Annotated in this window: 21 protein-coding genes and 5 pseudogenes; 5 read left to right on the top strand and 21 right to left on the bottom strand. The window is 70.2% G+C overall.

Translation table 11 applies throughout. From position 1 onward, the window contains the following. Positions 1 to 117: 117 nt before the first annotated feature. The 3 genes and pseudogenes from sdhC to sdhA all read left to right on the top strand — a co-directional run bounded on the left by sdhC (position 118) and on the right by sdhA (position 2,723). Entirely contained in the window at positions 118 to 543 is a 426-nt protein-coding gene (gene sdhC, locus PGN14_RS00130) for a succinate dehydrogenase, cytochrome b556 subunit (RefSeq protein ID WP_335297366.1), read from the top strand. After that, positions 543 to 920 (top strand): annotated as a pseudogene (gene sdhD / locus PGN14_RS00125) (succinate dehydrogenase, hydrophobic membrane anchor protein). Before sdhC ends, sdhD begins: the two are co-directional and overlap by 1 nt. Continuing rightward, positions 920 to 2,723: pseudogene (gene sdhA / locus PGN14_RS00120) on the top strand (succinate dehydrogenase flavoprotein subunit). The pseudogenes sdhD and sdhA overlap by 1 nt, the downstream one beginning before the upstream one ends. Positions 2,724 to 2,801: 78 nt before the next feature. Here sdhA and PGN14_RS00115 read toward each other — a convergent pair. The 13 genes and pseudogenes from PGN14_RS00115 to dnaK all read right to left on the bottom strand — a co-directional run bounded on the left by PGN14_RS00115 (position 2,802) and on the right by dnaK (position 12,531). Then, the gene (locus PGN14_RS00115; RefSeq protein WP_443019418.1) at positions 2,802 to 3,002 is read right to left on the bottom strand and encodes a type II toxin-antitoxin system PemK/MazF family toxin; all 201 of its coding nucleotides are present in this window, start codon (positions 3,000 to 3,002) and stop codon (positions 2,802 to 2,804) included. A 22-nt stretch (positions 3,003 to 3,024) separates the two neighbouring features. Continuing rightward, positions 3,025 to 3,105 carry a hypothetical protein gene (locus PGN14_RS00110; protein ID WP_335297369.1) on the bottom strand — a complete coding sequence of 27 codons (81 nt, stop codon included), beginning with the start codon at positions 3,103 to 3,105 and terminating at the stop codon, positions 3,025 to 3,027. Between the two features lie 11 nt (positions 3,106 to 3,116). Then, the gene (locus tag PGN14_RS00105; RefSeq protein ID WP_335297363.1) at positions 3,117 to 3,374 is read right to left on the bottom strand and encodes an AbrB/MazE/SpoVT family DNA-binding domain-containing protein; all 258 of its coding nucleotides are present in this window, start codon (positions 3,372 to 3,374) and stop codon (positions 3,117 to 3,119) included. A 38-nt stretch (positions 3,375 to 3,412) separates the two neighbouring features. Continuing rightward, complete coding sequence (locus tag PGN14_RS00100; protein WP_335297362.1) at positions 3,413 to 4,009, bottom strand: 2-hydroxychromene-2-carboxylate isomerase; 597 nt, start codon at positions 4,007 to 4,009, stop codon at positions 3,413 to 3,415. 72 nt (positions 4,010 to 4,081) lie between these two features. Next, entirely contained in the window at positions 4,082 to 4,357 is a 276-nt protein-coding gene (locus PGN14_RS00095; protein ID WP_335297361.1) for a TolC family protein, read from the bottom strand. Positions 4,358 to 4,412: 55 nt separating this feature from the next. Next, positions 4,413 to 4,616: pseudogene (locus tag PGN14_RS00090) on the bottom strand (efflux transporter outer membrane subunit); the annotation flags it as partial. 184 nt (positions 4,617 to 4,800) lie between these two features. Then, positions 4,801 to 5,001 (bottom strand): annotated as a pseudogene (locus tag PGN14_RS00085) (TolC family protein); the annotation flags it as partial. Between the two features lie 104 nt (positions 5,002 to 5,105). Next, positions 5,106 to 5,240 (bottom strand): annotated as a pseudogene (locus PGN14_RS00080) (efflux transporter outer membrane subunit); the annotation flags it as partial. 237 nt (positions 5,241 to 5,477) lie between these two features. Beyond that, on the bottom strand, positions 5,478 to 6,632 hold the full coding sequence (locus PGN14_RS00075; RefSeq protein ID WP_335297359.1) for an HlyD family secretion protein: 1,155 nt from the start codon (positions 6,630 to 6,632) through the stop codon (positions 5,478 to 5,480). Next, positions 6,629 to 8,206 (bottom strand): MFS transporter, encoded by a 1,578-nt coding sequence (locus tag PGN14_RS00070; RefSeq protein WP_335297357.1) that lies wholly within the window; start codon positions 8,204 to 8,206, stop codon positions 6,629 to 6,631. Before PGN14_RS00070 ends, PGN14_RS00075 begins: the two co-directional genes overlap by 4 nt. A 134-nt stretch (positions 8,207 to 8,340) precedes the next feature. Continuing rightward, positions 8,341 to 9,246 (bottom strand): GTPase Era, encoded by a 906-nt coding sequence (era, locus tag PGN14_RS00065; RefSeq protein WP_335297355.1) that lies wholly within the window; start codon positions 9,244 to 9,246, stop codon positions 8,341 to 8,343. Next, positions 9,243 to 10,370, bottom strand: a complete 1,128-nt coding sequence (gene dnaJ, locus PGN14_RS00060) for a molecular chaperone DnaJ (protein WP_335297353.1) — start codon at positions 10,368 to 10,370, stop codon at positions 9,243 to 9,245. The genes era and dnaJ overlap by 4 nt, the downstream gene beginning before the upstream one ends. A 256-nt stretch (positions 10,371 to 10,626) precedes the next feature. Next, positions 10,627 to 12,531, bottom strand: coding sequence for a molecular chaperone DnaK (gene dnaK, locus PGN14_RS00055; RefSeq protein WP_335297351.1), 1,905 nt, complete (start codon positions 12,529 to 12,531; stop codon positions 10,627 to 10,629). 175 nt (positions 12,532 to 12,706) lie between these two features. Here dnaK and PGN14_RS00050 point away from each other — a divergent pair, with 175 nt between their 5' ends. Continuing rightward, complete coding sequence (locus PGN14_RS00050; RefSeq protein WP_335297350.1) at positions 12,707 to 12,988, top strand: ETC complex I subunit; 282 nt, start codon at positions 12,707 to 12,709, stop codon at positions 12,986 to 12,988. Between the two features lie 151 nt (positions 12,989 to 13,139). On the opposite strand, the gene PGN14_RS00045 is transcribed toward PGN14_RS00050, so the two are convergent. Together PGN14_RS00045 and PGN14_RS00040 are read right to left on the bottom strand one after the other, a co-directional pair. Further along, complete coding sequence (locus tag PGN14_RS00045; RefSeq protein WP_335297349.1) at positions 13,140 to 14,132, bottom strand: FecR family protein; 993 nt, start codon at positions 14,130 to 14,132, stop codon at positions 13,140 to 13,142. Further along, positions 14,129 to 14,671, bottom strand: a complete 543-nt coding sequence (locus tag PGN14_RS00040) for an RNA polymerase sigma factor (RefSeq protein ID WP_335297367.1) — start codon at positions 14,669 to 14,671, stop codon at positions 14,129 to 14,131. Before PGN14_RS00040 ends, PGN14_RS00045 begins: the two co-directional genes overlap by 4 nt. A 228-nt stretch (positions 14,672 to 14,899) precedes the next feature. Here PGN14_RS00040 and PGN14_RS00035 point away from each other — a divergent pair, with 228 nt between their 5' ends. Then, positions 14,900 to 17,437 carry a TonB-dependent receptor gene (locus PGN14_RS00035; RefSeq protein ID WP_335297348.1) on the top strand — a complete coding sequence of 846 codons (2,538 nt, stop codon included), beginning with the start codon at positions 14,900 to 14,902 and terminating at the stop codon, positions 17,435 to 17,437. A gap of 4 nt (positions 17,438 to 17,441) precedes the next feature. Here PGN14_RS00035 and PGN14_RS00030 read toward each other — a convergent pair whose 3' ends face one another. The 6 genes from PGN14_RS00030 to PGN14_RS00005 all read right to left on the bottom strand — a co-directional run bounded on the left by PGN14_RS00030 (position 17,442) and on the right by PGN14_RS00005 (position 22,656). Then, a complete protein-coding gene (locus PGN14_RS00030; protein ID WP_335297346.1) occupies positions 17,442 to 18,284 on the bottom strand; it encodes a hypothetical protein in 843 nt (280 codons plus the stop codon). Positions 18,285 to 18,447: 163 nt separating this feature from the next. Beyond that, entirely contained in the window at positions 18,448 to 19,386 is a 939-nt protein-coding gene (locus tag PGN14_RS00025) for a hypothetical protein (RefSeq protein WP_335297343.1), read from the bottom strand. A 170-nt stretch (positions 19,387 to 19,556) separates the two neighbouring features. Beyond that, positions 19,557 to 20,255 carry a sugar transferase gene (locus tag PGN14_RS00020; protein WP_335297340.1) on the bottom strand — a complete coding sequence of 233 codons (699 nt, stop codon included), beginning with the start codon at positions 20,253 to 20,255 and terminating at the stop codon, positions 19,557 to 19,559. A 229-nt stretch (positions 20,256 to 20,484) separates the two neighbouring features. Further along, positions 20,485 to 20,784, bottom strand: a complete 300-nt coding sequence (locus tag PGN14_RS00015; RefSeq protein ID WP_335297338.1) for a hypothetical protein — start codon at positions 20,782 to 20,784, stop codon at positions 20,485 to 20,487. Further along, a complete protein-coding gene (locus tag PGN14_RS00010; protein WP_335297337.1) occupies positions 20,777 to 22,333 on the bottom strand; it encodes a PepSY-associated TM helix domain-containing protein in 1,557 nt (518 codons plus the stop codon). Before PGN14_RS00010 ends, PGN14_RS00015 begins: the two co-directional genes overlap by 8 nt. Then, entirely contained in the window at positions 22,330 to 22,656 is a 327-nt protein-coding gene (locus PGN14_RS00005; RefSeq protein WP_335297336.1) for a hypothetical protein, read from the bottom strand. The genes PGN14_RS00010 and PGN14_RS00005 overlap by 4 nt, the downstream gene beginning before the upstream one ends. Positions 22,657 to 22,718: the final 62 nt, after the last annotated feature.

Below are 22,718 nucleotides of genomic sequence, written 5' to 3'. Positions count from 1 at the left end.
CGGCGTTCATCGCGACGCGGCGGCGGGGTAAGCCGGGTGCTTGCATCCGTGCGCGCCACGCCGCATAGACCGCGCCAAACCGTTCGACCGACCCGTAGCTCTTCAAGGAACCAGCGCTTGGCCACCAGACCCGACCGCCCGCGCAGCCCGCACCTGTTCAGCGGCCCGCTCGCGATCCACTATCGCTGGAGCCCGGCGATGACCGCGTCGATCATGCATCGCGTGACCGGCGACGGCATGGCGACCGTGGGCACGGTCCTGCTCGTCTGGTGGCTGGCGGCGATCGCATCGGGGGCGGATGCCTATGCCACCTTCCTCGACGTGTTCACGACCTCGACCGGCCGGCTCAACGTGCTGGGCTGGATCGTCGGCGTCGGGCTCACCTGGTCGCTGTTCCAGCATATGATGAGCGGGATCCGCCACTTGGTGATGGACACCGGCGCGGCGTTCGAGCTGAAGGCCAATCGCACCTTCGCCATGCTGACCTTCGTCGCCTCGGCGCTGCTGACGGTTGCCTTCTGGCTCTATCTGGGGATCAAGTGATGAGCACCGAGATCGGCCGGGTCCGCGGGCTGGGCAGCGCGCACGCCGGGGCGCACCACTGGTGGCATCAGAAGCTGACCGCGGGCACCAACCTGCTGCTGATGGCGTGGCTGCTGGCGTCGATCGCGACGCTGCCGTCCTATGATTACGTCACGGTGCGGCTGTGGCTGCATTCGATGTGGGGCGGCGGTGCCGATGGTGCTGCTGATCGCCTCGGTCTTCTACCACTTCCGCCTCGGGCTGCAGGTCGTGATCGAGGATTATTCGCACAAGAAAATCGCTTCGTGATGATGATCCTGCTGAACGTCTTCACCGTCGCGACCGCCGCCATCGCCATCTTCTCGATCCTCAAGGTCGCCTTCGGAGCCGCCGCCTGATGTCTGATGCGTATAAGATCATCGATCATACCTATGACGCGGTCGTGGTCGGCGCGGGCGGATCGGGGCTGCGCGCCACGATGGGCATCGCGGAGAGCGGGCTGAAGACCGCCTGCATCACCAAGGTGTTCCCGACCCGCTCGCACACCGTCGCGGCGCAGGGCGGCATCGCCGCGTCGCTCGGCAACAACTCGCCCGATCACTGGTCGTGGCACATGTTCGACACCGTCAAGGGCTCCGACTGGCTCGGCGACCAGGACGCGATCGAATATATGGTGCGCGAGGCGCCGGCCGCGGTGTACGAGCTGGAGCACGCCGGCGTGCCGTTCAGCCGCAACGACAATGGCACCATCTACCAGCGCCCGTTCGGCGGCCACATGCAGAACATGGGCGAGGGGCCTCCCGTGCAGCGCACCTGCGCCGCGGCGGACCGCACCGGCCACGCCATGCTTCACGCTTTGTACCAGCAGTCGCTGAAGTACGACGCCGATTTCTACGTCGAATATTTCGCGCTCGACCTCATCATGGAGAATGGGGCCTGCCGCGGCGTGATCGCGCTGTGCATGGAGGACGGCTCGATCCACCGCTTCCGCAGCCACGCGGTGGTCCTCGCCACCGGCGGCGGCGGGCGCGTGTACCAGTCGGCGACCTCGGCGCATACCTGCACCGGCGACGGCAATGGCATGGCGCTGCGCGCCGGGCTGCCGCTCCAGGACATGGAGTTCGTCCAGTTCCACCCGACCGGCATCTACGGCGCGGGCGTCCTCATCACCGAGGGTGCGCGCGGCGAGGGCGGCTACCTCACCAACTCCGAGGGCGAGCGCTTCATGGAGCGCTACGCTCCGTCTGCAAAGGACCTCGCCAGCCGCGACGTCGTCGCGCGCTCGATGGCGATGGAGATGCGCGAGGGCCGCGGCGTCGGCAAGGACAAGGACCACATCTTCCTCCACCTCGACCATATCGATCCCAAGGTGCTGCACGAGCGGCTGCCGGGCATCACCGAGACGGGGAAGATCTTCGCGGGCGTCGACCTGACGCGCCAGCCGCTCCCCGTCACGCCCACCGTCCACTACAACATGGGCGGCATCCCGTGTAACTATCACGGCGAGGTCGTGAATCCGCGCGACGGCAACCCCGATGCGATCGTGCCCCGGCCTGTTCGCGGTGGGCGAGGCGGCGTGCGTCTCGGTCCACGGCGCCAACCGTCTCGGCTCCAATTCGCTGATCGACCTCGTCGTCTTCGGCCGCGCCACCGGCCTGCGCCTCAGGGAGACGCTGAAGCCGAACACCTCGCACAACCCGCTGCCCAAGGGCTCGGAGGAGATGGCGCTCGGCCGGCTCGATCACTTCCGCCATGCCAAGGGGGCGACGCCCACCGCGCAGCTGCGCGCCGAGATGCAGAAGACGATGCAGAAGCACTGCGCCGTGTTCCGCGACACCGCGCTGCTGGCGGAGGGCGTGCAGAAGATCGAGGGCATCAACCGCGGGATGCAGGACATCGGCCTCACCGACCGCTCGCTGATCTGGAACACCGATCTGGTCGAGACGCTGGAGCTCGACAATCTGATCGGCCAGGCGGTCGTGACGATGAAGAGCGCCGACAACCGCAAGGAAAGCCGCGGCGCGCACATGCACGAGGATTTCCCCGAGCGCGACGACGCCAACTGGATGAAGCACACCACCAGCACCTTCGATGGCTGGGGCGGCAAGGGCGGCGCGGTCGCGATCGATTATCGCCCGGTCCACGACTATACGCTCACCGACGACGCGGAATACATCAAGCCGAAGAAGCGGGTGTATTGAGCCACGCGCCCCGCCGTCCATCGGCGGCGGGGTAGAAGGTGTACCTGAGCGCCCGGTCGCTACCGCGGTGCGGTTCGATCAGATCGTAAACATTTCCGTGAGAATGCCCAGCACTCCCGAGAGCGTTGGGCCATCAAGCGCCCCCAGCCGCTTGACCAGTCGTCGACGGTCCAGCGTCCTGATCTGATCGGGAAGAACAAGTCCATCCTTGCCGCGAAAGGAGACCGGCATCCGGAAGCGGGCGGGGTGACTGCCACTGGTGAGCGGAGCGACGATCATGGTCGGCGCGCGGCCGTTCAACTCATCCGGCGAGACGATGACGCAGGGGGCGCGTCTTCTGGATCTCACGCCCGATGGTCGGATCGAGCGTGCACAGCCACACCTCGCCGCGCTTCACCAGTCGAGCTCGCAATCACCTTCCACGGCAACGTCGAGCCACTCTTTCTCTTCGACGGTGATCTCGTGGCTCGCGAGGCAGGCAGCATCCTCGGCCCAGCCGCTGCGCGCTTTGCGTAACGGGGTGACGATCACGCGACCGGCATCAACGCGAACGTCCAGAGGCGTTCCTACCGTAGCGCCGAGCTCTTGCAGGATAGCCTTCGGTACGATCATCCCGACCGAGTTTCCCATCTTTCGCAGCGCAGTTTCCATAGCCCCAACATAGTCGGTTGCATTGGTTTATAACAAGGTTATAACCGCGCTTCCACCGCGGCGCGCACCAGCGGCATGCGATCGTTGCCGAAATACATGTCGTCGCCGCCGACGAAGATCGTCGGCGACCCGAACCCGCCCCGCGCGATCAGCTCGTCGGTGTTGGTGCGTAGCTGCGCCTTGACCGCTTCGTCGCCGATCGCCGCGACCATCGCGTCGCCATCGACCCCCACCTCCGCCGCGACGCCGCGCAGCACCGCGTCGTCCGACAGGTCGCGGTCGTCGGTCCAATAGGCCCGGAATGCGGCGCGCGCAAAGGGGACGCAGTCCTGCCCCAGCCAGCAGCACGCGCGCATCGCCTTCACGCTGTTGACCGGGAAGACGCTCGGCGGAAAGCGGATCTCCAGCCCCTGAAGTCGCGCCCAGTCGCGCAGGTCCTTCGCCATGTAGCGCGCCTTGGCCGGCACCGGATCGGCGCGCTGCGCATAGACCGATCGGTTGACCGTATTGAACACGCCGCCGACCAGGATCGGCCGCCACGTGATCCCGACGCCCAGATCGGCGCCCAGCGGCTGGATGCTCTCGAAGCCCAGCCACGTCCACGGCGACGAACAGTCGAAGAAGAACTCGATCATGGATGACCTCTCCCTGCTCGGGAGTGTCGCCCACCGCCGCCATCGAGGCAAGCGATCGACTTGGATCACGCTCTACGGTCGTGCGACCGCCGCCACGTCCGCCCGCGACCAGCCGCCGCCCATCGCCTGATACAGCGCGATATAGCTGGTCAGACGATCCGCCTGCGCCTGCACCAGCGACAGTTCCGCGGTCAGCAGGTTCCGTTGCGCATCCAGCTGTTCGATATAGCCCGAATAACCCGCGCGGTAGCGGTTGGACGCATTCTGGAGTGCGCCCCGCGCCGCCGCCGCCTGATCCCCGAGCGCGCTGGCCTGCTCCCCGGTGCGCCGCACCCCGGCCCAGCGCATCGTCGACCTCGCGAAACGCCGTCAGCGCGGTACGGCGATAGGCGAAGGCCGCCTGGTCGCGCCGCGCGGTCGCCGCCCGCTCCTGCGCCCGCAGTCGTCCGCCGTCGAAGATCGGCGCCAGAATGCTCGCCCCCAGCGAGAACAGCGCGACCGGCTGCGACAGCGCGGTCGACAGCACCACGCCCGCAGACCCGGTGAGCGCGATATTGGGCAGCATCGCGGCGCGCTGACTGTCGAGCGTGCGGTCGGCCGCGACCAGCGTCTGCTCGGCCTGAAAGATGTCGGGACGGCGGCGCAGCAGGTCCGCGGGCAGCCCGCCCGGGATCGGCGGCGTGGCGATCGCCTTCAGTGCGCGGGCCCCGTGCGATCGCCCGCGGCGTGTCGCCGGTCAGGACCGCCAGCGCGTTCTCCGCCCGGGTGATCGCCAGTTCGGCGGCGGGGACGAGCTGAGCGGTCGCGGCATATTCGCCCTGCGCCTGCCGATATTCCAGCCGCGAGGTATAGCCGGTCTCGAACCGCCGCCGGGCGATCCTCAGCGAATCGGCCCGCGCCGCCAGCGTCTGCCGCGCGATCGCCAGCCGCTGGTCGAGCGCGCGGAGCGTGACATAGCCCGATGCCGCCGCCGCCGCGGTGGCGAGGCGCACCGTATCGCGCGCCGCCTCGGTCGCCAGCAGCTGCGCGCGCGCGCCGCCCGCGTCGCCTGCCGCAGCCGCCCGAACAAATCGAGGTCGAAGCTGGCGGTGACGTTGGGCTGGACCGCCGCCGACTGCGTCGCCCGGCCCAGCGCGCTCAGCGACTGACCCTGCGTTTCCGGCACGGTGCCACCGATCGTCGGGAGCAGCTGCGCCCGCGCCAGCGCCTCTGCGGCGCGCGCTTCCTCCACCCGTGCCACCGCGATGTCGATGTCGACGTTGTTGGCCAGCGCGCGCTCGACCAGCGCGGTCAGCTGCGGATCGTCGAATCCCTGCCACCATTCGCCCGCTATCGCGGCGTCGCCCGGCAGCGCGGTACGCCACGCCGGCGGGGGGCACGACCGCGGCGGCGGGCGGCGCGGCGGCGCGGGGGCCGGGCAGGGTGCATCCCGCCAGCATCACCGGCGCCAGCAGCAGCGAACGCCGCCTCACCGCGCCACCGCCGTGGCGGTGTCGACATGCGCCTGCACCGACATGCCGGGGCGCAACCGCGCGGCGAGCGGCTGGCCGGGATCGATGCGGATCCGGACCGCGATCCGCTGCGGCACCTTCGTGAAATTGCCCGTCGCGTTGTCGGACTTCAGCACCGCGAACTCGCTGCCCGCGGCAGGCGAGATGCGCTCGACGCGTCCGGTCAGTCGTGCGTTGGCCAGTCCGTCGACGGTGAAGGTGGCGGGTTGCCCCACCGCGATCCGGGCGGTCTGCGCCTCCTTGAAATTGGCGATGACCCAGGTTTCGGGCGGCACCAGGAACATCAGCTGCGAACCCGCGGTGACATATTGCCCGACGCGGACGCCCACCTCGCTCAGCCGCCCGGCTTCGGGTGCGCGGATGACGGTATTGGCGAGGTCGATCCGCGCCAGCCGCAGCGCGGCCTGCGCGCCCGACACGCCCGCCTGCTGCCCGCCGCGGCCGACCTCCACCGTGCGGATGTCCTGCCGCGCGATCTCCCGGGCGGCGGCGGCCTGCTTCACCTGCGCCTGCGCCTGACGCAGCGCAGCGAGCGTCTGGTCGCGCTCGCGCAGCGACACCGAGCCATCGGTGACGAGGTCGTTGACGCGGTTCATATCGGCCTGCGCGCGCATCAGCTGCGCCTGCGCATTGGCGACCGCGGCCTCCTGCGCACCGAAGCTGGCGTTGCGACTGGCGGCGGACTGGCGGCTGTTGGCGAGCGTGGCGGCGGCGGCCTCCACCTGCGCCTGCGCCTGGTCGACGCGTTGCGCATAGATGCGCCGGTCGATCTCCACCAGCGGCTGGCCGGCGGCGACCCGATCGAAGTCGTGGACCAGCACGCGGATGACATAGCCCGACACCTGCGGCGCGATGACCGTCGTGCGCCCGCGGACATAGGCGTTGTCGGTCGACTGGACTGCGCTGTCGAAGGGCCAGATCCGCCAAGCCGCCAGCACCGCGGCGATCCCGGCCAGCACCAGCACCGCGACCAGCGCAAGGCTGCGCGCCGACAGCGCGGGTGGCCGCCAACCGGAGCCCGCCGGTGCCGGCGCCGGTGCCGTCGGGGCGGGGGCGGCTTCGGCCTCGCGTTCCTCGGTAGCGGGAGCGGCGGAGATGGAAGTATCGGTCATGCGGCGATCGCCCGGCGTTCGCGCCACTGGCGGCGCGCAAGGAGGAAGAGGAGGTAGAGGAAGGTCAGCGCGGCCAACACCGCGATCAGGCGGAAGACGTCGTCATAGGCCAGCACGTTCGCCTCCCGTGTAGCGGTCTGCGACAGCAGGGCGCCGCCCTCCGCGCTGCGCAGCGCCGGATCACCCACCACCCGCGCCACCCCGCCGGCCCCGGCCTGTAGCCGGGCCTGGACGAGCGGGTCGGTGGGGTCGATCTGCTGCACCAGCGCGGCGCTGTTCGCTTTCTCGCGCACCACCTGATAGGTGCCAAGCATCGCGGTGCCGGCCAGGCCGCCGAGCGAATTGATCATGCCGAACAGCGCGATGAAGCTGATGACGTGCCCGGTCCCCTGCTGGAGCGCGCGCGTCATCCCGAACAGCAGGGACGGGCCGAGGAAGAAGGTCGCACAGAACGCGATTGTCGCCTGCGTCAGGTAGAGCTGCGGCGCGCGCGTCAGGCTGGTGGCGTGCGAATCCGCCCAGGCGGCGACCGCGACCAGCCCGATCGCGAGCATGACGGGGTGCGCCAGCCGGTTGACGTCGAGCGTCACCGCGCTGGCCACCACGCCGGCGATGCTGGCGATCAGGATGATGGTGAAGAACGGCATCAGCTGGTCGTTGTTCTGCCCCAGCACCGTCAGCAGCCCGACCGCGCCATAGCTCTGCTCCGACAGGACGATCCGCGCCATGATGGTGACGACCGTGAAGCGGACGATGTCGGCGCTCGCCAGCCAGCGGGTGTTGAGCAGCGGGTTGGCGCGGTGGTGCTCGATCACGAGCGCGGCGGCGAGGAGCGGGATCGCGGCGACCAGCGCCCAGCCGATCCATGTCGCCTGCGTCCACCACACGATCCGTCCCAGCCCCAGCACTGCGGCAAACAGCGCGGCGGCCATCGCGAAGAGGACGAAGGTCACGAAGTCGAGCCGTTCGAATGCCTTCTGCCGCGTCGTCGGTGGCAGGCGGAAGGCCAGCACCGCGCCCAGGCTCATCAGCGCCAGCCCCAGTTCGAAGAGATAGAGCGTGCGCCACTGGCTCATCGCCAGCAGTTCGGGGGAGAACAGGCGCGCCAGCGGCGTGGCGCATTGCGGCACCCCGATCCCGACCACGATCGCGCGCAGCCGCCACGGTGCGGGAAAGGCCTGCATGAAGTAATAGAGCGAGAAGGTGCTGAGCGCGGCGCCCGCCATGCCGCTGGCCGCACGCACCAGGATGGCGGAGGCGAAGTCGTGGACGAACAAATGCGCGAGCGTGAGCACCGCGTACAGCGCGATGAAGATGACCGCGAAGGGGCGCAGCCCGAATTGCTGGCGGAACTTGATGAGCAGCAGGTTGATGCTGACGTTCGTCATCACATAGACGGTCGGCAGCCACGCGATCTCCGCCGGGTCGAGCCCGAGCGACCCCGCCAGCGTCGTGGTGTTGGCCGCCACCAGCGCATTGCCCAGCCCGCCGGTCAGCCCCAGCAGCGTCGCCACCGCGCCATAGGCGATGCGGCGCCGCGCCGGATGCTCCGGGGAGCCGGGCGATCCGGGCATGGCCGGGCGTTCATGGGGCGCGAAATCCCATGTCTCTTCGGAAAGGAAGGCGCGGAGCCGCGCGGCGAGCGTCATGACGAGGGGAGAACGCGGATGCGTAACGATCTGTTGCTTGTTACGATCTGCCTCGTTCGTCACTCCACCCAGTCGAGCCCGATATCGCGGTAGACGCCGCGGTCCTCGTCCCAGCCGGGCTTCACCTTGACGTGCAGGTAGAGGTGGACGGGGCGGTCGAGCAGCACGGCCAGCTCCGCGCGCGCGCGGGCGCCGATCTCGCGGATGCGCGCGCCGCCCTTGCCGAGCACGATCGCGCGCTGGGTGGGGCGTTCGACCAGGATCTGCTGGTGGATCTCGGTCGAGCCGTCGCCGCGGTCGGCGAATTTCTCGGTCTCCACCACGCTGGCGTAGGGAAGCTCGGCATGGAGCTGGAGGTAGAGCTGCTCGCGCGTCACCTCGGCGGCAAGCGCGCGCTCGCTGGCGTCGGACACCTGATCCTCGGGGAAATGCCACGGCGCCTCGGGCATGGCGTCGGCCAGCGCATCCTTCAGCTCGGACAGGCCGTCGCCGGTCTGTGCCGAGACGAAGAACGTCTCCCTGAACGACAGGATCGCGTTCAACCGCTCGGCGTGGAGCAGCAGCTTCGGCTTGTCGGCGATGTCCACCTTGTTGAGGATCAGGTAGATCGGCTCGCGGCGGTCCTTCAGCCCTTCCGCGATCTCCGTCACCTTCGGTCCCAGCCCGCCCTTGGCGTCGACCACCAGCGCGATGACGTCCGCACCCTCCGCCCCGCCCCAGGCCGCGGCAACCATGGCGCGGTCGAGGCGGCGGCGGGGCTCGAAGATGCCGGGGGTGTCGACCAGCAGCAGCTGCGTCTCGTCACGGATCGCGACGCCCATCAGGCGGGTACGGGTGGTCTGCGCCTTGGGGCTGACGATCGCGACCTTCTGGCCGACGAGCGCGTTGACGAGGGTGGATTTCCCCGCGTTCGGCGCGCCCACGACCGCGATCAGGCCGCACCGATGTTGGCGATGTTGGTTCATTCGCCGGCCAGAGCACTTTTCAGCCGCGAGAAGAAGCCCTGCGATTGCGGGCATTCCTCACCTGTCTCGGTCTCGCGGAACATCTCCAGAAGTTCGCGCTGGCGGGCGGTAAGTTTGCTGGGCGTCTCCACATCGACCTGGATGACCAGGTCGCCGTGGCCGCGGCCCTGCAACACCGGCATGCCGGCGCCGCGCTGCTTGAGCTGGCGGCCCGACTGGATGCCGGCGGGGATCTTCACCTCGTGACGGCGGCCGTCGAGCCCGGGGATGGACATCGTGCCGCCGAGCGCGGCGGTGGTGAAGCTGATCGGCGCGCGCGCGAACAGCGTCGTTCCCTCGCGCTCGAAGATCGCGTGCCGCTTCACGTGGAGGAAGATGTAGAGGTCGCCCGGCGGAGCGCCGCGCGCGCCCGCCTCGCCCTCGCCGGTCAGGCGCACGCGCGTCCCCTCGTCGACGCCGGCGGGCACGTTGACCGCGAGCGTCCTGGTCTTCTCGACGCGCCCCTCGCCGCGACAATCGGGGCAGGGGTCGGTGATGACCTCGCCCGAGCCGTGGCAGACCGGACACGCGCGCTCGACGACGAAGAAGCCCTGTTGCGCGCGGACCTTCCCCTGGCCCTGGCAGTGATGGCAGGTGTGCGCGTGGGTCCCCGGCTTCGACCCCGAGCCGTGGCAGCTGTCGCAGGCGGCGGAGATGTCGACGGTGATCTCCGTCTCCTTGCCGTGGAACGCTTCCTCGAGCGTGATCTCCATGTCGTAGCGCAGATCGGCGCCGCGGCGGACCTGGCGCCCGCCGCCGCCGCCGCGCCCGCCCATGAACTCGCCGAACACGCTTTCGAAGATGTCGGAGAAGCCGGAGAAATCCTGCGCGCCGTGTCCGCCGCCGCCGCCCATGCCCTGCCGGAACGCGGCATGGCCGAAGCGGTCGTAGGCGGCACGCTTCTGCGGATCCTTCAGGCAGTCATAGGCCTCGCTGACCGCCTTGAACTTGGCCTCGGACTCCTTGCACCCGGCATTCTTGTCGGGGTGATATTTCATCGCGAGCTTGCGGTATGACGATTTGATCGTCGCGGCGTCCGCGGTGCGCTCGCATTCGAGCAGCTCGTAATAGTCGACTTCGGTCATGCGGCCTCGGCGTCGGATCGGGGGGTATGCGCGACCCGGATCATGGCAACGTCATTCCCGCGCAGGCGGGAATCCAGACAGGCTGACGTGAGGAAAAGAGCCGCAGCGTCAGTGCGTCTGGATCCCCGCCTGCGCGGGGATGACGGAAAGAAGGGGGCAGGTGCGGCCACGAGCGCTGGTGGACGTTGCATCGCTACCTTTCCTCTCCGCGCCTCACCCCGACCCTCTCCCCTCGAAGGGGAGAGGGGGCTTACGGTCACTTCTGGTCGTCGACCTCGGAGAACTCCGCGTCGACCACGTCGTCCTTCTTGGCCTCGGCCTCGGTCGCACCCGCCTGCGGCGCGGCTTCCGACTGCTGCTGCTTGTCGTAGATCGCCTGGCCCAGCTTCATCGCGACCTGCGCCAGCGCCTGGCTCTTCTCGTTCATCGCCTCGGGATCGCCGCCCTCGACCGCCGCCTTCGCGGCGTCGATCGCGGACTGGATCTCGCCCTTCAGCGCGTCGTCCACCTTGTCGCCGTTGTCGGCCAGCTGGCGCTCGGTGGTGTGGATCAGGCTCTCGGCGTTGTTCTTCGCCTCCGCCGCGGCCCGGCGCTTCTTGTCTTCCTCGGCGAAGCTTTCCGCGTCGCGCACCATCTGTTCGATGTCGGAATCGGACAGGCCGCCCGATGCCTGGATGCGGATCTGCTGCTCCTTGCCGGTGCCCTTGTCCTTGGCCGACACGTTGACGATGCCGTTGGCGTCGATGTCGAACGTCACCTCGATCTGCGGCACGCCGCGCGGCGCGGGCGGGATGCCGACCAGATCGAACTGGCCCAGCATCTTGTTGTCGGCCGCCATCTCGCGCTCGCCCTGGAACACGCGGATGGTGACGGCGCCCTGGTTGTCGTCCGCGGTCGAATAGGTCTGCGACTTCTTCGTCGGGATCGTCGTGTTGCGATCGATCATGCGCGTGAACACGCCGCCCAGCGTCTCGATACCCAGCGACAGCGGGGTCACGTCGAGCAGCAGCACGTCCTTCACGTCGCCCTGCAGCACGCCGGCCTGGATCGCGGCGCCCATCGCGACGACCTCGTCCGGGTTCACGCCGGTGTGCGGATCCTTGCCGAAGAACTGCTTCACCACCTCGCGCACGCGCGGCATGCGGGTCATGCCGCCCACCAGCACGACGTCGGCGATGTCGTCCGCCTTCAGCCCGGCATCGGCCAGCGCCTTCTTGCAGGGTTCCAGCGTCCGCTTGACGAGGTCCTCGACCAGCCGCTCCAGATCGGCGCGGGTGATCGTGCGGACGAGATGCTTCGGGCCGTTCTGATCGGCGGTGATGAAGGGCAGGTTGACCTCGGTCGACTGCGCCGACGACAGCTCGATCTTCGCCTTCTCGGCGGCTTCCTTCAGCCGCTGGAGCGCCAGCTTGTCCTTGGTGAGGTCGATGCCCTCATCCTTCTGAAAGCCCTGCGCCAGATAGTCGACGATCTTGTTGTCGAAATCCTCGCCGCCCAGGAAGGTGTCGCCGTTGGTCGCCTTCACCTCGAACACGCCGTCGCCGATCTCCAGGATCGAGACGTCGAAGGTGCCGCCGCCCAGGTCGTAGACCGCGATCGTCTTGCCGTCCTGCTTGTCGAGGCCGTAGGCCAGCGCCGCCGCGGTCGGCTCGTTGATGATGCGCAGCACCTCCAGCCCCGCGATCTGCCCGGCGTCCTTGGTCGCCTGGCGCTGCGCGTCGTTGAAGTACGCCGGCACGGTGATGACCGCCTGCGTCACCGTCTCGCCCAGATGGCTCTCGGCGGTTTCCTTCATCTTCTGGAGCGTGAAGGCCGAAATCTGCGACGGGCTGTATTCCTTGCCGCCGGCCGCGACCCATGCGTCGCCGTTCTGGCCGCGCACGATCTTGTAGGGGACCAGCTCGGTGTCCTTCTTGGTCACCGGGTCGTCGAAGCGGCGGCCGATGAGGCGCTTGACCGCGAAGATGGTATTGTCGCCGTTGGTCACCGCCTGGCGCTTGGCCGGCTGACCGATCAGTCGCTCGCCATCCTTCGCGAAGGCGACGATCGACGGCGTGGTGCGCGCGCCCTCCGCATTCTCGATGACCTTGGCCTTTCCGCCCTCCATCACCGCGACGCACGAATTGGTGGTGCCGAGATCAATACCGATAACTTTTGCCATGAGTGCCTAACCTAGCCCCTGCGTATCCAGAAAAGATGACGGGCTGCGTCCCGTTTCGGCGGCGCAACCGTGTCGATGCTGCGCGATATAGGGGGCCGCTCGCGCCCCGCAAGAAGGACGGCGCACGAGCAGGGAACCGTTGCGTGTCCCATGCGTGGAACGTACAGGAGCCGACATGTCCACCGCCCGCATCTTCCAGCGCCCCAAGAACGCCATGCAGTCCGGCAAGCACCGCACCGATCGGTGGCAGCTGGAATTCGAGCCGGGCGAGGCCAAGCGCCCCGATCCGCTGACCGGCTGGGCGGGCAGCGGCGACACGCGCGACCAGATCAGGCTGTCGTTCCCGACGTGCGAGGCGGCGATCGCCTATGCCGAGCGCGAGGGGCTGGCCTATACGGTGATCCCGGCGCCGGCGAAGACGCTGAAGCTGCAGAGCTACGCCGACAATTTCCGGTGAGGTGAGGGGCAGGCATCGCCTCTCCCCTCCCTCTCTGGGGGGCGGAGTGGATGGCGGCGTGACGATACGGCGCCCACGAGCATGGCGGCGGCCGTACCGCCCGGCCGCCACCCACCCCAACCCCTCCCTTGAAGGGAGGGGCCAAGGTACGTCAGCGTGGCGTCAGCACGATCGTCGTCGCATCGGGCCGCGTGGCGCGGGCGGTGCCATAGGCCTCCAGCGCGGCGACCAGCGCATCGGTGCCGCCCGCGGTGCGCAGCGAGCCGCTGAACGGATGCGCCGCCAGCCCTGCGTCACGGATGACGATGCGACGCGCGTCGTAGCGCTGGAGCGCGGCGGCGACCTGCGCCAGCGGGGTGGCGGCGAAGGTGAGGCGACCGTCCTGCCAGCCGGCGGTGTCGGCGGCGCGACCCTCCACCACCGCGACCGAGCGCGGGGTGGTGGTCAGTACCTGTCCCGCCGCCATGACGCGCGTACCCCGCGGGGTGGCGACGCGGACGACGCCCTCCGTCAGCGCGACCGTCATCGTGCCGTCGGGGCCGCGCTCCACGGTGAAATGCGTGCCCACCGCGGTTACGGTATTGCCGTCGGTCGCGACGATGAAGGGATGCACGCGGTCCTTTTCCACCGCAAAGGCGGCGCGGCCGGCGAGCAGGTCGACGCGGCGGTCGTTCACCCGGTGCGGGATCGACACGGCGGAGGCAGCGTCGAGCGTCATGACCGACCCGTCGGGCAGGCGGATGCGCCGCTGCTCGCCGATGGCGGTCGCGTAATGCGTCGCGCCCGCGCTCGAATGCGCGTGCGCGGGTTCGGCGGGTTCGCGGTGCGACAGGATCGTGCCCGTGCCGATCACCGCGGCGAGCGCGGCGGCGGTCGCGAAGATCGGCCAGCGCTGGACCGCGGGGCGGGGCGATGCGCCGCCGAGCGCCTGCGCCCTGAGCGCGATCATCGCGGGATCGTCGGCGATCCCGCCCAGCGCCGTGTCGAGCGAATCGACCTGCGCTGCCGCGGCGCCATGGGCCGGATCGGCGCGGCGCCAGCCATCCGCGGCGGCGCGGTCGCCCGCGGTCGCGTCGTCGGCGCGCAGGCGCGCGTACCAGCCCGCGGCCTGCGCGGCTGGATCCTCTCCATGGTCGCGCGTCATGCGTCGGCGGACGCTGCCAGGATGCGGATGGCCTTCATGATGTGCTTTTCCACCGCGCTTACCGAAATCCCCATGTGTCGGGCGATGGCCGCGTAGCTCATTTCCTCGAAGCGGTGAAGGACGAACGCCTGCCGGGTGCGATCCGGCAGGTCCCCCACCGCCGCGACGAGCCGCGACCAGCGTTCCTTGCCCATCAAGACGCGCTCGGGCGAGCGTCCCTCAACCGGGTGATCGGTTTCTTCGAGCGGGGCGTGGCGCGAGCGCTGGCGCACGATGTCGCGCCGCGCGCGATCGGTCAGCACGCTTTGCGCCACCTGGAACACATAACCCTGGAGATTGGCGATCTCGCCCTCGGCGCGGCGCGTCTGCATGCGCAGCGCCACGTCCTGCACCAGATCGTCGACATCGTCGGGCGCCGCGCGCTTGGCCAGGAAGCGGCGGATCACGGGCAGCAGCGGGGCGATCTCCTCCCCCCGCTTGCGCGCGCGCGCGTCGCGTCCGATCGACGTGGAGCCCCAGCGGGGCTGCGCGGTCAGCACCAAGATTCGTCCCCCGTTCGGCTCGTCATGGGCAAGCGATGCTCACCCTTTTTGCCGGCGTCCTCCCCCGACGCTTGTGGAGCGCAAACGATCATGTTGTAACCGTTCCGTCAAGCGCCGCGTTCGCGGATATGACCGCCATCTTGCGGTAAAGGGCCGCGGAATTGCCGTGGGGGGCGGCGTTGGCGACATATCCGTGCGTGCGGCCGGATCGGCGGGGGGTGGCGAGTGACGGGGCGCCGCGAGCGGTGCGGGGGGTTGTCGGGGGTTGCGATCGCGCTGTCGGTCGCGGCGCTGCTCCCCTGCGTCCCGGCGCGCGCGGCGGGGGCCGAGACGGTGACGCGCACGCCGCTGCCGCGCGACGTGCCGGCGGGGCCGCTCGACGTCGTCCTGCGCCGCGTCGCGGCGGATGCGGACGAGCAGATCCTGGTCGATCCGGCGATCGTGGCGCGGCGCCGCGCGCCGCCGGTCGCGCGCGGCACCCCGCTCGACGTCGCGCTGGCGTTGGTGCTGGAGGGAAGCGGGCTGTCGATCCGCCGCGTCGGACCGGGGGTGCTGGTCGTGGTCGCGCCCCCGCCGCGGCCGGACGACCTGCGCGCGCGCGACCCCGACATCGTCGTCACCGCGCTGCGCCGTCCCACCCTGCTGAGCGAGGCGGGGCCGGACCTGGCGGTCGTGTCCGGCGCGACGCTGGCGCAGACCCGTACCGTCGAGCGCCGCGCGCTCGTGCGCCTGCTGCCCGCGCTGACCGCGACCACGACCGGGCCGATGCAGCAGCGGCTGTCGGTGCGCGGCGTGCTGGGAACGGGGGAGGGGACGGTCGGAATCTATTTCGGCGAAATTCCCGTCACCGCGCCGTCCGGCACCGGGTTCGATCCCGGCGGCATGTCGCCCGACATCGACCTGATCGATATCGAGCGGGTCGAGCTGCTGAAGGGGCCGCAGGGGACGTTGTACGGCGCGTCGTCGATGGGGGGCACGTTGCGCACGATCTTCCGCCAGCCCGATGCCGATCGCTGGGCGGCGGAGGTCGGCACCGAGATCGGCGCGACCACCGGCGGCGGGCCGGGCGCGGCGTTGTCGGCGATGGTCAACGTGCCGCTGGTGCGCGAGCGACTGGCGTTGCGCGTGGTCGCGGGGCGGCGGCGGATCGGGGGCGCGATCGACAATGCGCGGCTGGGCTACCGCGACGGCGACACCGCGGACCGCGACAGCGCGCGCGTCGCGCTCGCCTGGACGCCCGACGACCGGCTGCGCATCGACCTGTCCGCGCTGGTGCAGGAGAACCGCATCGCGGACGGCGGCGTCGGCGTGCTGGACGACGGCCCGCGGCGCGCCGACCTGCCGGTGCGCGTGCCCAGCAGCGAGCGGTTGCGGCTGGTCAGCGGCACGCTGCGCTGGGCGCCGGGCGCGCTGCGGCTGACCGCGACGCTGTCGCACTACGACTGGCGCACGGTGCGTCAGATCGACTTCACCAACGTGCTGGCGCGCCAGCGGGGGAGCGAGGCGGCCTGTCGCCGTTACGGCGTCGCCGCGGGACTGGGCGCGAGCTGTACCGACGCGGTGCGGGCGAGCTATCGCGCGTGGCTGGAGACGCGGCTGCCGGCGGTGCTCTTCCAGCCGATGGCGCTCCGCAGCAGCATCGCGGAGGTGCGCTTGTCCGACGACGGCAACGGTCCGTGGCGCTGGACGGTCGGCGCCTTCGCGGAGCGCCGCTCCGACCGTGCCGACAGCAACACCGCGCGCGCCGATGCGGCGACGGGGGCGCTGATCCTCCCGCTCGACCTGACCGGACAGCGCCTGCTCGACATGCGGCTCGACCAGCAGGCGGTCTATGCGGAGGGCAGCCGCGTGCTGGGGGGCGGCTTCACCGCGACGCTCGGCGCGCGCGCCTATCGCTACGTCCGCGTGGCGGGCGGATCGGTGCCGGTGCCCAATATCGTCACCGGCACCGGGCTGGTCGAGGAGGCGCGCTATCGCACCACCGCGACGGGCCGCAACCTGAAGGCCGCGCTCGACTGGCGTGGCGGCGGCGGGCTGCTGGTGCGGCTGATCGCGTCGGAGGGATTCCGTCCCGGCGGGGTCAACATCACCCCCGAACTGACCCCGGACGAGCGCGTGTTCCGCGCCGATCACCTGTGGAACTACGAACTGGGCGTGAAGCTGCCGCTGCCCGCGGCGTCGAGCGTGGAGGCGAGCGCCTTCCACATCGACTGGAGCGACACGATCTTCGTCGCGAGCAGCGCCAATGGCGCGTTCCTCTACAACACCAACCTGTCGTCGGTGGATATCGATGGCGTCGAGGGGCGCGTGGCCACCGCGCTGGCGGGGTGGCGGCTGGCGGTGGCGGCGACGTGGCTGTCGGCGCGACTGGCCGCGGACGCGATGCCCAACACGATGGAGGGGACCGGGCGGCGGGGCGACCGGCTGCCGCTGGTGCCGGCGCTGACCTGGGTGGCGAGTGCGGACAGGAGGTGGCGTGCGGGGCCGGGGGCAAGCGTCACGCTGGGCGCGCTGGCCAGCGGCAGCAGCGGTTTCTTCTCAGCCTTCGGGGCCGATAATCCGTTCCGCGAACGCACCCCGGCGCGGATGCTGCTGGACCTGTACGCCAGCTACCAGCGGGGCGGCTGGTCGATCCGGCTGGGCGTGGACAATGTCGCCGACGCGCTGGCGCCGTCACGCGTCTTTTCCAGCGCGTTCGGGGAGCGGCAGGTCTATTCGGCGCGACCGCGCACCACGACTTTGACGATCGGCTGGGCGTTATGAGGGCTCACCGAAACGTCAGCGCCGGACGACCGGCGATATAGGCCGAGGCGGGGTCCGCGAACGGGAAGCCGGCGGCGGCGATCCGCCCCATGCCGAGCGCGAGCGTCCCGTGCCGCCCGTCCTGCCGCACCGCCGCGTCGAGCCGCTCCATCCATTCGGGTGCGACCGCCAGGCCGTTCGCCGTCCGGATCAGCGGACGGCCGGGGCGCGACAGGGCCGCCACCCGGCGGCGGACGGTGCTTTCCGCGATCGAGAACAGCCGCGCCAGGGTCGCCACGCGCACCGTGCGGGGTCGCGCCACGCCCGGCGGCGCGTCCGCTGCGTCGGCCGTTGCGGCGATGATGCCGTAGACCAGCGCCAGATCGGTGGCGATCGGGATCAGCGTGCGATGCTGGTCGGCCATTGCCAGGACGATGTCGATCGCGGTGCGCACGCCATCGGCGCGGTCGAACGCGCGCGGGGCTCCCGACGCGGGGCGGGTGACGAGCCCGGCGCGCACCGCATCCTCGACATAGCGGACGACGATGTCGTGGATCTGGTCCATCGCCTGCATCAGGTCCGCCTGTGCGCAGACGTCCGACGCGATCCGCACCCCCAGCGCGTCGCGCCGGCACAGGCCCTGGGCGATCAACGTGCCGACGTGGCGGCGCACCGTTTCGAACGGGCGCCCCAGCGACATGGCGACGGAGTTGATCGAAATGGGGCGATCGGTGTCGCCCGACGACAGCCTGACGTTGAGAAACAACGCGAAGACCGTCGCCCGATCCAGGTCGCCGGCGAACAATCGTCCCGCAATGGCGTGAAAGGATGTGTGAAGCTGCGCCAACAGGCAGGTGGCTACCGTCATGGCAGGCGATGGTGAAGCGTTGACATCCATCTTTCCGCCGGCATGAATCGGGGCGACGGACACGTGACGTGGCATGTCCCTTTCCCCGGAAAGTCGGCCGAATCCAATATGCGACTTGGTGAGGGTTAGGGGCGATGTGGCTTTCGTCACACCATGGCGTTGCTCAATTCGGGGCGTCGCTACCCGATGTGGCGCCTTTCTCGGCGCCGAGGGCGGCAAGCTCGTCGAGCAGGCGGCGGAACGGAGCGATCAGGCGCCGCTGGTGCTCGACGTGACGCTCGCTCATGAGTTCGCGCGCGGGAAGGATGACGCCGCCTCCGGCATGCGAGAGCGTCCCCGCGGCCAGCAGGGCGGCGACGTGGCGGCGCACGGTTTCGAACGGCAGCCGCGTATCCCGCGCGATCGCGCGTGGCCCGGTAGGGCGTCGCGCATCGTCGGGCAGGGGGCGGTGCTGATGCGCGTAGCGGAGCGACAGCGCCGGATCGTCGAGCAGGTGGCGGGTGTTGGCGTGCGCGATCGCCAGCCGGATCATCGCCGGAACGACGCCGTCGTCGAAGGCCACCACCTCCTCGATCCAACGGGTTGTGACATCCAGGTCCAGGCGGGACACCCGCGCGGGATCGCCCTCCTGCGCGGCGCGCGCCGCGGTGGCGATCCGCAGTCCCTGCGCCTCCATCGTGACGAGCATCGTCAGCAGCGCGGTGCGATCCTTCTCCACCTCCGCCGCGCCCGCGCCCAGGAGCGTGACCGCAGGGGGCACCAGGAAGCCGTCGTCGCGCTGCTGGAGCAGGCCCGCGATTCGCAACCGGGCGGCGCGGCGCCGGGCGGTTTCGTACGACAGCCCGCTCGCCTGCGCCATCGCGGCGAGCGGAACGGCGATGGGATGGGGCGCCGCCGGGCCGGTCGTACGGAGCGCCGGCAGCGACAGGGCACGCGTCATCTGGACCAGCAGCGCATCGGCCGCATCCACGCCGAGCGCCGCCGGCCAGCGGGTCAGCCGATCGAGCACCAGCGCATTGATGAAGCGCGCGACGAAGCGCAGCCGGTCGCTCCCGGCATCCTGACCCACCGTCAGCTGTATTGGCTCCGCCCCGGCCATCATCCGCCCGCTTCTTCCCCAGACGACCATGACGGATCGATCGGTAGCCACGCGCGCGGTCCGCGCTCAATCGTGCGATTGCCCGATTTGACGCGGGGCGGGCGGAGGCGGGCGACGAAAAACGGCCCGATCCGCGGGATCGGGCCGTTCGAATGACGCACCGGGCGGGAAGGTCAGTAGGAGCCCTTGGCCATCAGTACGCTGGGAACGGTGATCGCCAGGATGCGGATATCCATCGCGGCGTTGCGGCTGCGCGAATAGGCGACGTCCATCGCGACGCGGCGGCGGTACGAGGTGTCGTTGCGACCGCTCACCTGCCACAGCCCGGTGATCCCCGGACGCACGCTGCAATAGTGACGAATGTACCGACCGTAGCGCAGCGCCTCCGCCTCGACGATGGGGCGCGGGCCGACCAGGCTCATCTCGCCCTTCAGCACGTTGAACAGCTGCGGCAGCTCGTCCAGGCTGCTCTTGCGCAGGAAACCGCCGATGCCGACGATGCGGGGATCGTTGCGCAGCTTGTGGTCCTTCGCCCATTCGGCGCGCGCGGCGGGATCGGTGCGCAGCAGTTCCTGCAACCGCGCCTCCGCATCGGTGGCCATGGTGCGGAACTTCAGGCAGCGGAACATGCGACCGCCGCGGCCGATCCGGGGCTGCGCGAAGAAGATCGGGCCGGGGTTGGCGACATAGGTGCACAGCGCGATGGCGATCATCAGCGGCGCGAAGAAGATGATCGCGACCAGCGAGACCATCACGTCCAGCCCGCGGGTCACCCGCTGATCCCACAGGAACGAAGGCAACGCCGATCGCAGCGAGGCATGGCTCGAGCGATCGCGCATATCGTCCATCGCTGTCGGTGCCACGGATGCCATGGTAACCCCTTTCGTTGTGCACTGCACCAATACAGGAAGGTCAACGGAATTTTAAGAGTGAAAAGGATCGATCCGGATCGCTTCGGGCCCAAATTGGGTCACTTCGTCGTGCAAGTGCAAAATGCGATATTACCGATTTCCGGCGCGAAACGCGGAATTTTCGGTTTGGCTCCATCGCTTATGAAAGTTTTTACCATCCGGCGGCGAGACGACGCCGGCGTGCGACCAGTCAACGGATGGCGGGTGCCAGAAGGCGGCGCAGGGGCGCCAGAAGCCGCGTCGCGGCGACCGACAAGAGCAGCACGACGAGCGCCGCGGCGACCGATACGGCGACGATGAAGCGGACGAGTCGCTCGCCGGTCAGGCCCGCGCCGCACATCCACCACGCGATGCCGAGCAGCAGCAGGGCGGCGGCGCGCAGCAGCACGATCTGGCCACGGCGGGTCGCCCCCGAGTCGCGGCGGAAGCGATGGCTGGCGGCGGCGAGCAGCAGCAGCGCCAGCGCGGCGGGGAGAATGGCCTCAGGCATGCGTCACCTCGCGAATCGCGCGGGCGCGCCGCGCGGGTGCGGCACGCGGGCGTCCGGCGCGCTGCGCCGCGACCGCCAGCAACGCCGCCAGCGCCAGGAGCGCCGCGTCGAACGCGATGAACAGGGTATCGCCGGACCAGGCGCGGGAGATGAGGACGAGGTCCGCCACCGCCGTCGCCGCGAAGGCGATGGCGCCGAGCGCGAAGGCGACGCGCCACGCGCGCGCCGGCGACAGCAGCAACTGACCCGCCGCGACCGCGCCCCAGGTCCAGAACATGGCCGCCACCTCCAGATCGGCCCGGCCCGCCAGATTGGCGGGGAGCAGACGATTGGCGAGGAGATACGCGGCCATGCCGACCGGCAGCCCCGCGATCGCGGCGATGTTCAACCGCTCGACCAGTCGCAGGCCGCGGAACGGGGCGGCGCCGGGCCGGCGGCGCGCGGCGGTCCACAGCAGCAGCCCGGTGCCGACCATCGCCGCCCCGGTCGTGCCGAGCAGGAACAGCAGCCACCGCAGCGCGGGAGCGGCGAACTGCGCCATGTGCAGCCCGATCATCACCCCGAAGGTCGAGACGATCGGCCCGGCGGGCGGCGAGGCGGCGATGACGCGGCCGGTCGCGCCGGCATAGGTGACGCTCGGCGCGCGCGCGTCGATCGACCGCGCCCCGCTGCGCGAGACGGTGACGGTCGCGGCGGCGTCGCCGGGGTTGCGGATGACGACGCGCGACGGCTCGCCCCGCAGGCGGCGTTCCGCATCGCGCAGCAGCGGGGCGATCGGCACCAGCGCGGCCGGGCGGCCCGAAGCCTCGCGCTCGGGCGCGGTGCCATAGGCGTCGTAGCTGAAGTCGATCGGCTTGGCGTAATTGGTGGCGATCGGCCACGGCATGTACATCACGACCAGCGTCATCAGTCCCGTATAGGTGATGACGGCGTGGAACGGCAGCGCCAGCACCGCGCTGGCGTTATGCGCGTCGAGCCAGCTGCGCTGCCCCTTGTTCCAGCGCAACGTGAAGAAGTCGGCGAAGATGCGCTTGTGCGTGATGACGCCGGAGACGATCGCGGTGAGCATGAACAGCGCGCACAGCCCGGCGAGCCAGCGGCCCCAGGGGTGCGGCAGCTGGAGCTGGAAGTGGAAGCGATAGAATTGCTCCCCGCCGCGTGTCTCGCGCGCGGCGATCGGCGCGCCGGTGGCGGGGTCGAGTTCCAGTTCGGGGCTGCGCCGGCGCGGCGCGCCCTCGCTCGGCTTCGGCATGGCGAACACGCGGGTCATCGCGGTGCGGGCGTCGGGCAGGTAGATGAACCATTGCAGGTCGTCGCCGTGCCCCTGGCGCTGCAAGGCGGCGACCGCCGCGGCGGCGGCCTCCGCGGGGGCGGTGCGGTTCGCGGGCAGTTCCGGCTGCATCCAGCGGGTGATCTCGGGCCGGAAATAGCTCGCGGTGCCGGTCAGGAACATGGCGAAGAGGATCCAGCCGGCGAGCAGTCCCAGCCAGCCGTGGATCCAGGCCATCGCCTGACGCAGCGAGCGCACGGGCAGGGCGGTCGCGCTCATGGACGTGTTCCGATCCACCACAGCAGCGCCGCGCCGGGCAGCGCCATGCCCCAGACGAGCGCCGCCACGCGCCCCAGCCGCGGCTCGACGAAGCACCATAGTCCGATCGCGGGATAGACGAGGAACGACAGGATCAGCCCGGCCACGGTCGCCTCCACCCGCGCGACCGGCAGCCACCGCGCCACCAGCGAGGCGAGCACCGCCGCCGCGGCATAGCCGCCGACCAGCGCGGTAAGGCAACGCGCCGCCATCGCCAGCGCCGCCGGTCGCACGCGCCGCCGCACGCGCGGGGGCGGCACGGGGCGGGGATCGATCCGCTGCATCAACAATTTGCCGCACCCCCCTTGCCGAACCGTGACCGCGCTTCTAGCAGCGTATGCAAGTC

Source organism: Sphingomonas adhaesiva, assembly GCF_036946305.1.
Classification (GTDB): domain Bacteria; phylum Pseudomonadota; class Alphaproteobacteria; order Sphingomonadales; family Sphingomonadaceae; genus Sphingomonas; species Sphingomonas adhaesiva_B.
This window is presented reverse-complemented; position numbering and strand designations above follow the sequence as displayed.

Bases quoted from the DNA above. Each gene is read 5' to 3' on its own strand.
- PGN14_RS00025 (WP_335297343.1), bottom strand. From the start codon at position 19,386: ATGATGGCCGGGGCGGAGCCAATACAGCTGACGGTGGGTCAGGATGCC.
- PGN14_RS00095 (WP_335297361.1), bottom strand. From the start codon at position 4,357: ATGCGCTGGGCCGGGGTGCGGCGCACCGGGGAGCAGGCCAGCGCGCTC.
- PGN14_RS00020 (WP_335297340.1), bottom strand. From the start codon at position 20,255: ATGGCATCCGTGGCACCGACAGCGATGGACGATATGCGCGATCGCTCG.
- PGN14_RS00010 (WP_335297337.1), bottom strand. From the start codon at position 22,333: ATGAGCGCGACCGCCCTGCCCGTGCGCTCGCTGCGTCAGGCGATGGCC.
- PGN14_RS00100 (WP_335297362.1), bottom strand. From the start codon at position 4,009: ATGATCGAGTTCTTCTTCGACTGTTCGTCGCCGTGGACGTGGCTGGGC.
- PGN14_RS00115 (WP_443019418.1), bottom strand. From the start codon at position 3,002: ATGATCGTCGCTCCGCTCACCAGTGGCAGTCACCCCGCCCGCTTCCGG.
- era (WP_335297355.1), bottom strand. From the start codon at position 9,246: ATGAACCAACATCGCCAACATCGGTGCGGCCTGATCGCGGTCGTGGGC.
- PGN14_RS00070 (WP_335297357.1), bottom strand. From the start codon at position 8,206: ATGCCCGGATCGCCCGGCTCCCCGGAGCATCCGGCGCGGCGCCGCATC.
- dnaJ (WP_335297353.1), bottom strand. From the start codon at position 10,370: ATGACCGAAGTCGACTATTACGAGCTGCTCGAATGCGAGCGCACCGCG.
- PGN14_RS00075 (WP_335297359.1), bottom strand. From the start codon at position 6,632: ATGACCGATACTTCCATCTCCGCCGCTCCCGCTACCGAGGAACGCGAG.
- PGN14_RS00030 (WP_335297346.1), bottom strand. From the start codon at position 18,284: ATGACGGTAGCCACCTGCCTGTTGGCGCAGCTTCACACATCCTTTCAC.
- PGN14_RS00045 (WP_335297349.1), bottom strand. From the start codon at position 14,132: ATGACGCGCGACCATGGAGAGGATCCAGCCGCGCAGGCCGCGGGCTGG.
- dnaK (WP_335297351.1), bottom strand. From the start codon at position 12,531: ATGGCAAAAGTTATCGGTATTGATCTCGGCACCACCAATTCGTGCGTC.
- PGN14_RS00005 (WP_335297336.1), bottom strand. From the start codon at position 22,656: ATGCAGCGGATCGATCCCCGCCCCGTGCCGCCCCCGCGCGTGCGGCGG.
- PGN14_RS00050 (WP_335297350.1), top strand. From the start codon at position 12,707: ATGTCCACCGCCCGCATCTTCCAGCGCCCCAAGAACGCCATGCAGTCC.
- PGN14_RS00105 (WP_335297363.1), bottom strand. From the start codon at position 3,374: ATGGAAACTGCGCTGCGAAAGATGGGAAACTCGGTCGGGATGATCGTA.
- PGN14_RS00015 (WP_335297338.1), bottom strand. From the start codon at position 20,784: ATGCCTGAGGCCATTCTCCCCGCCGCGCTGGCGCTGCTGCTGCTCGCC.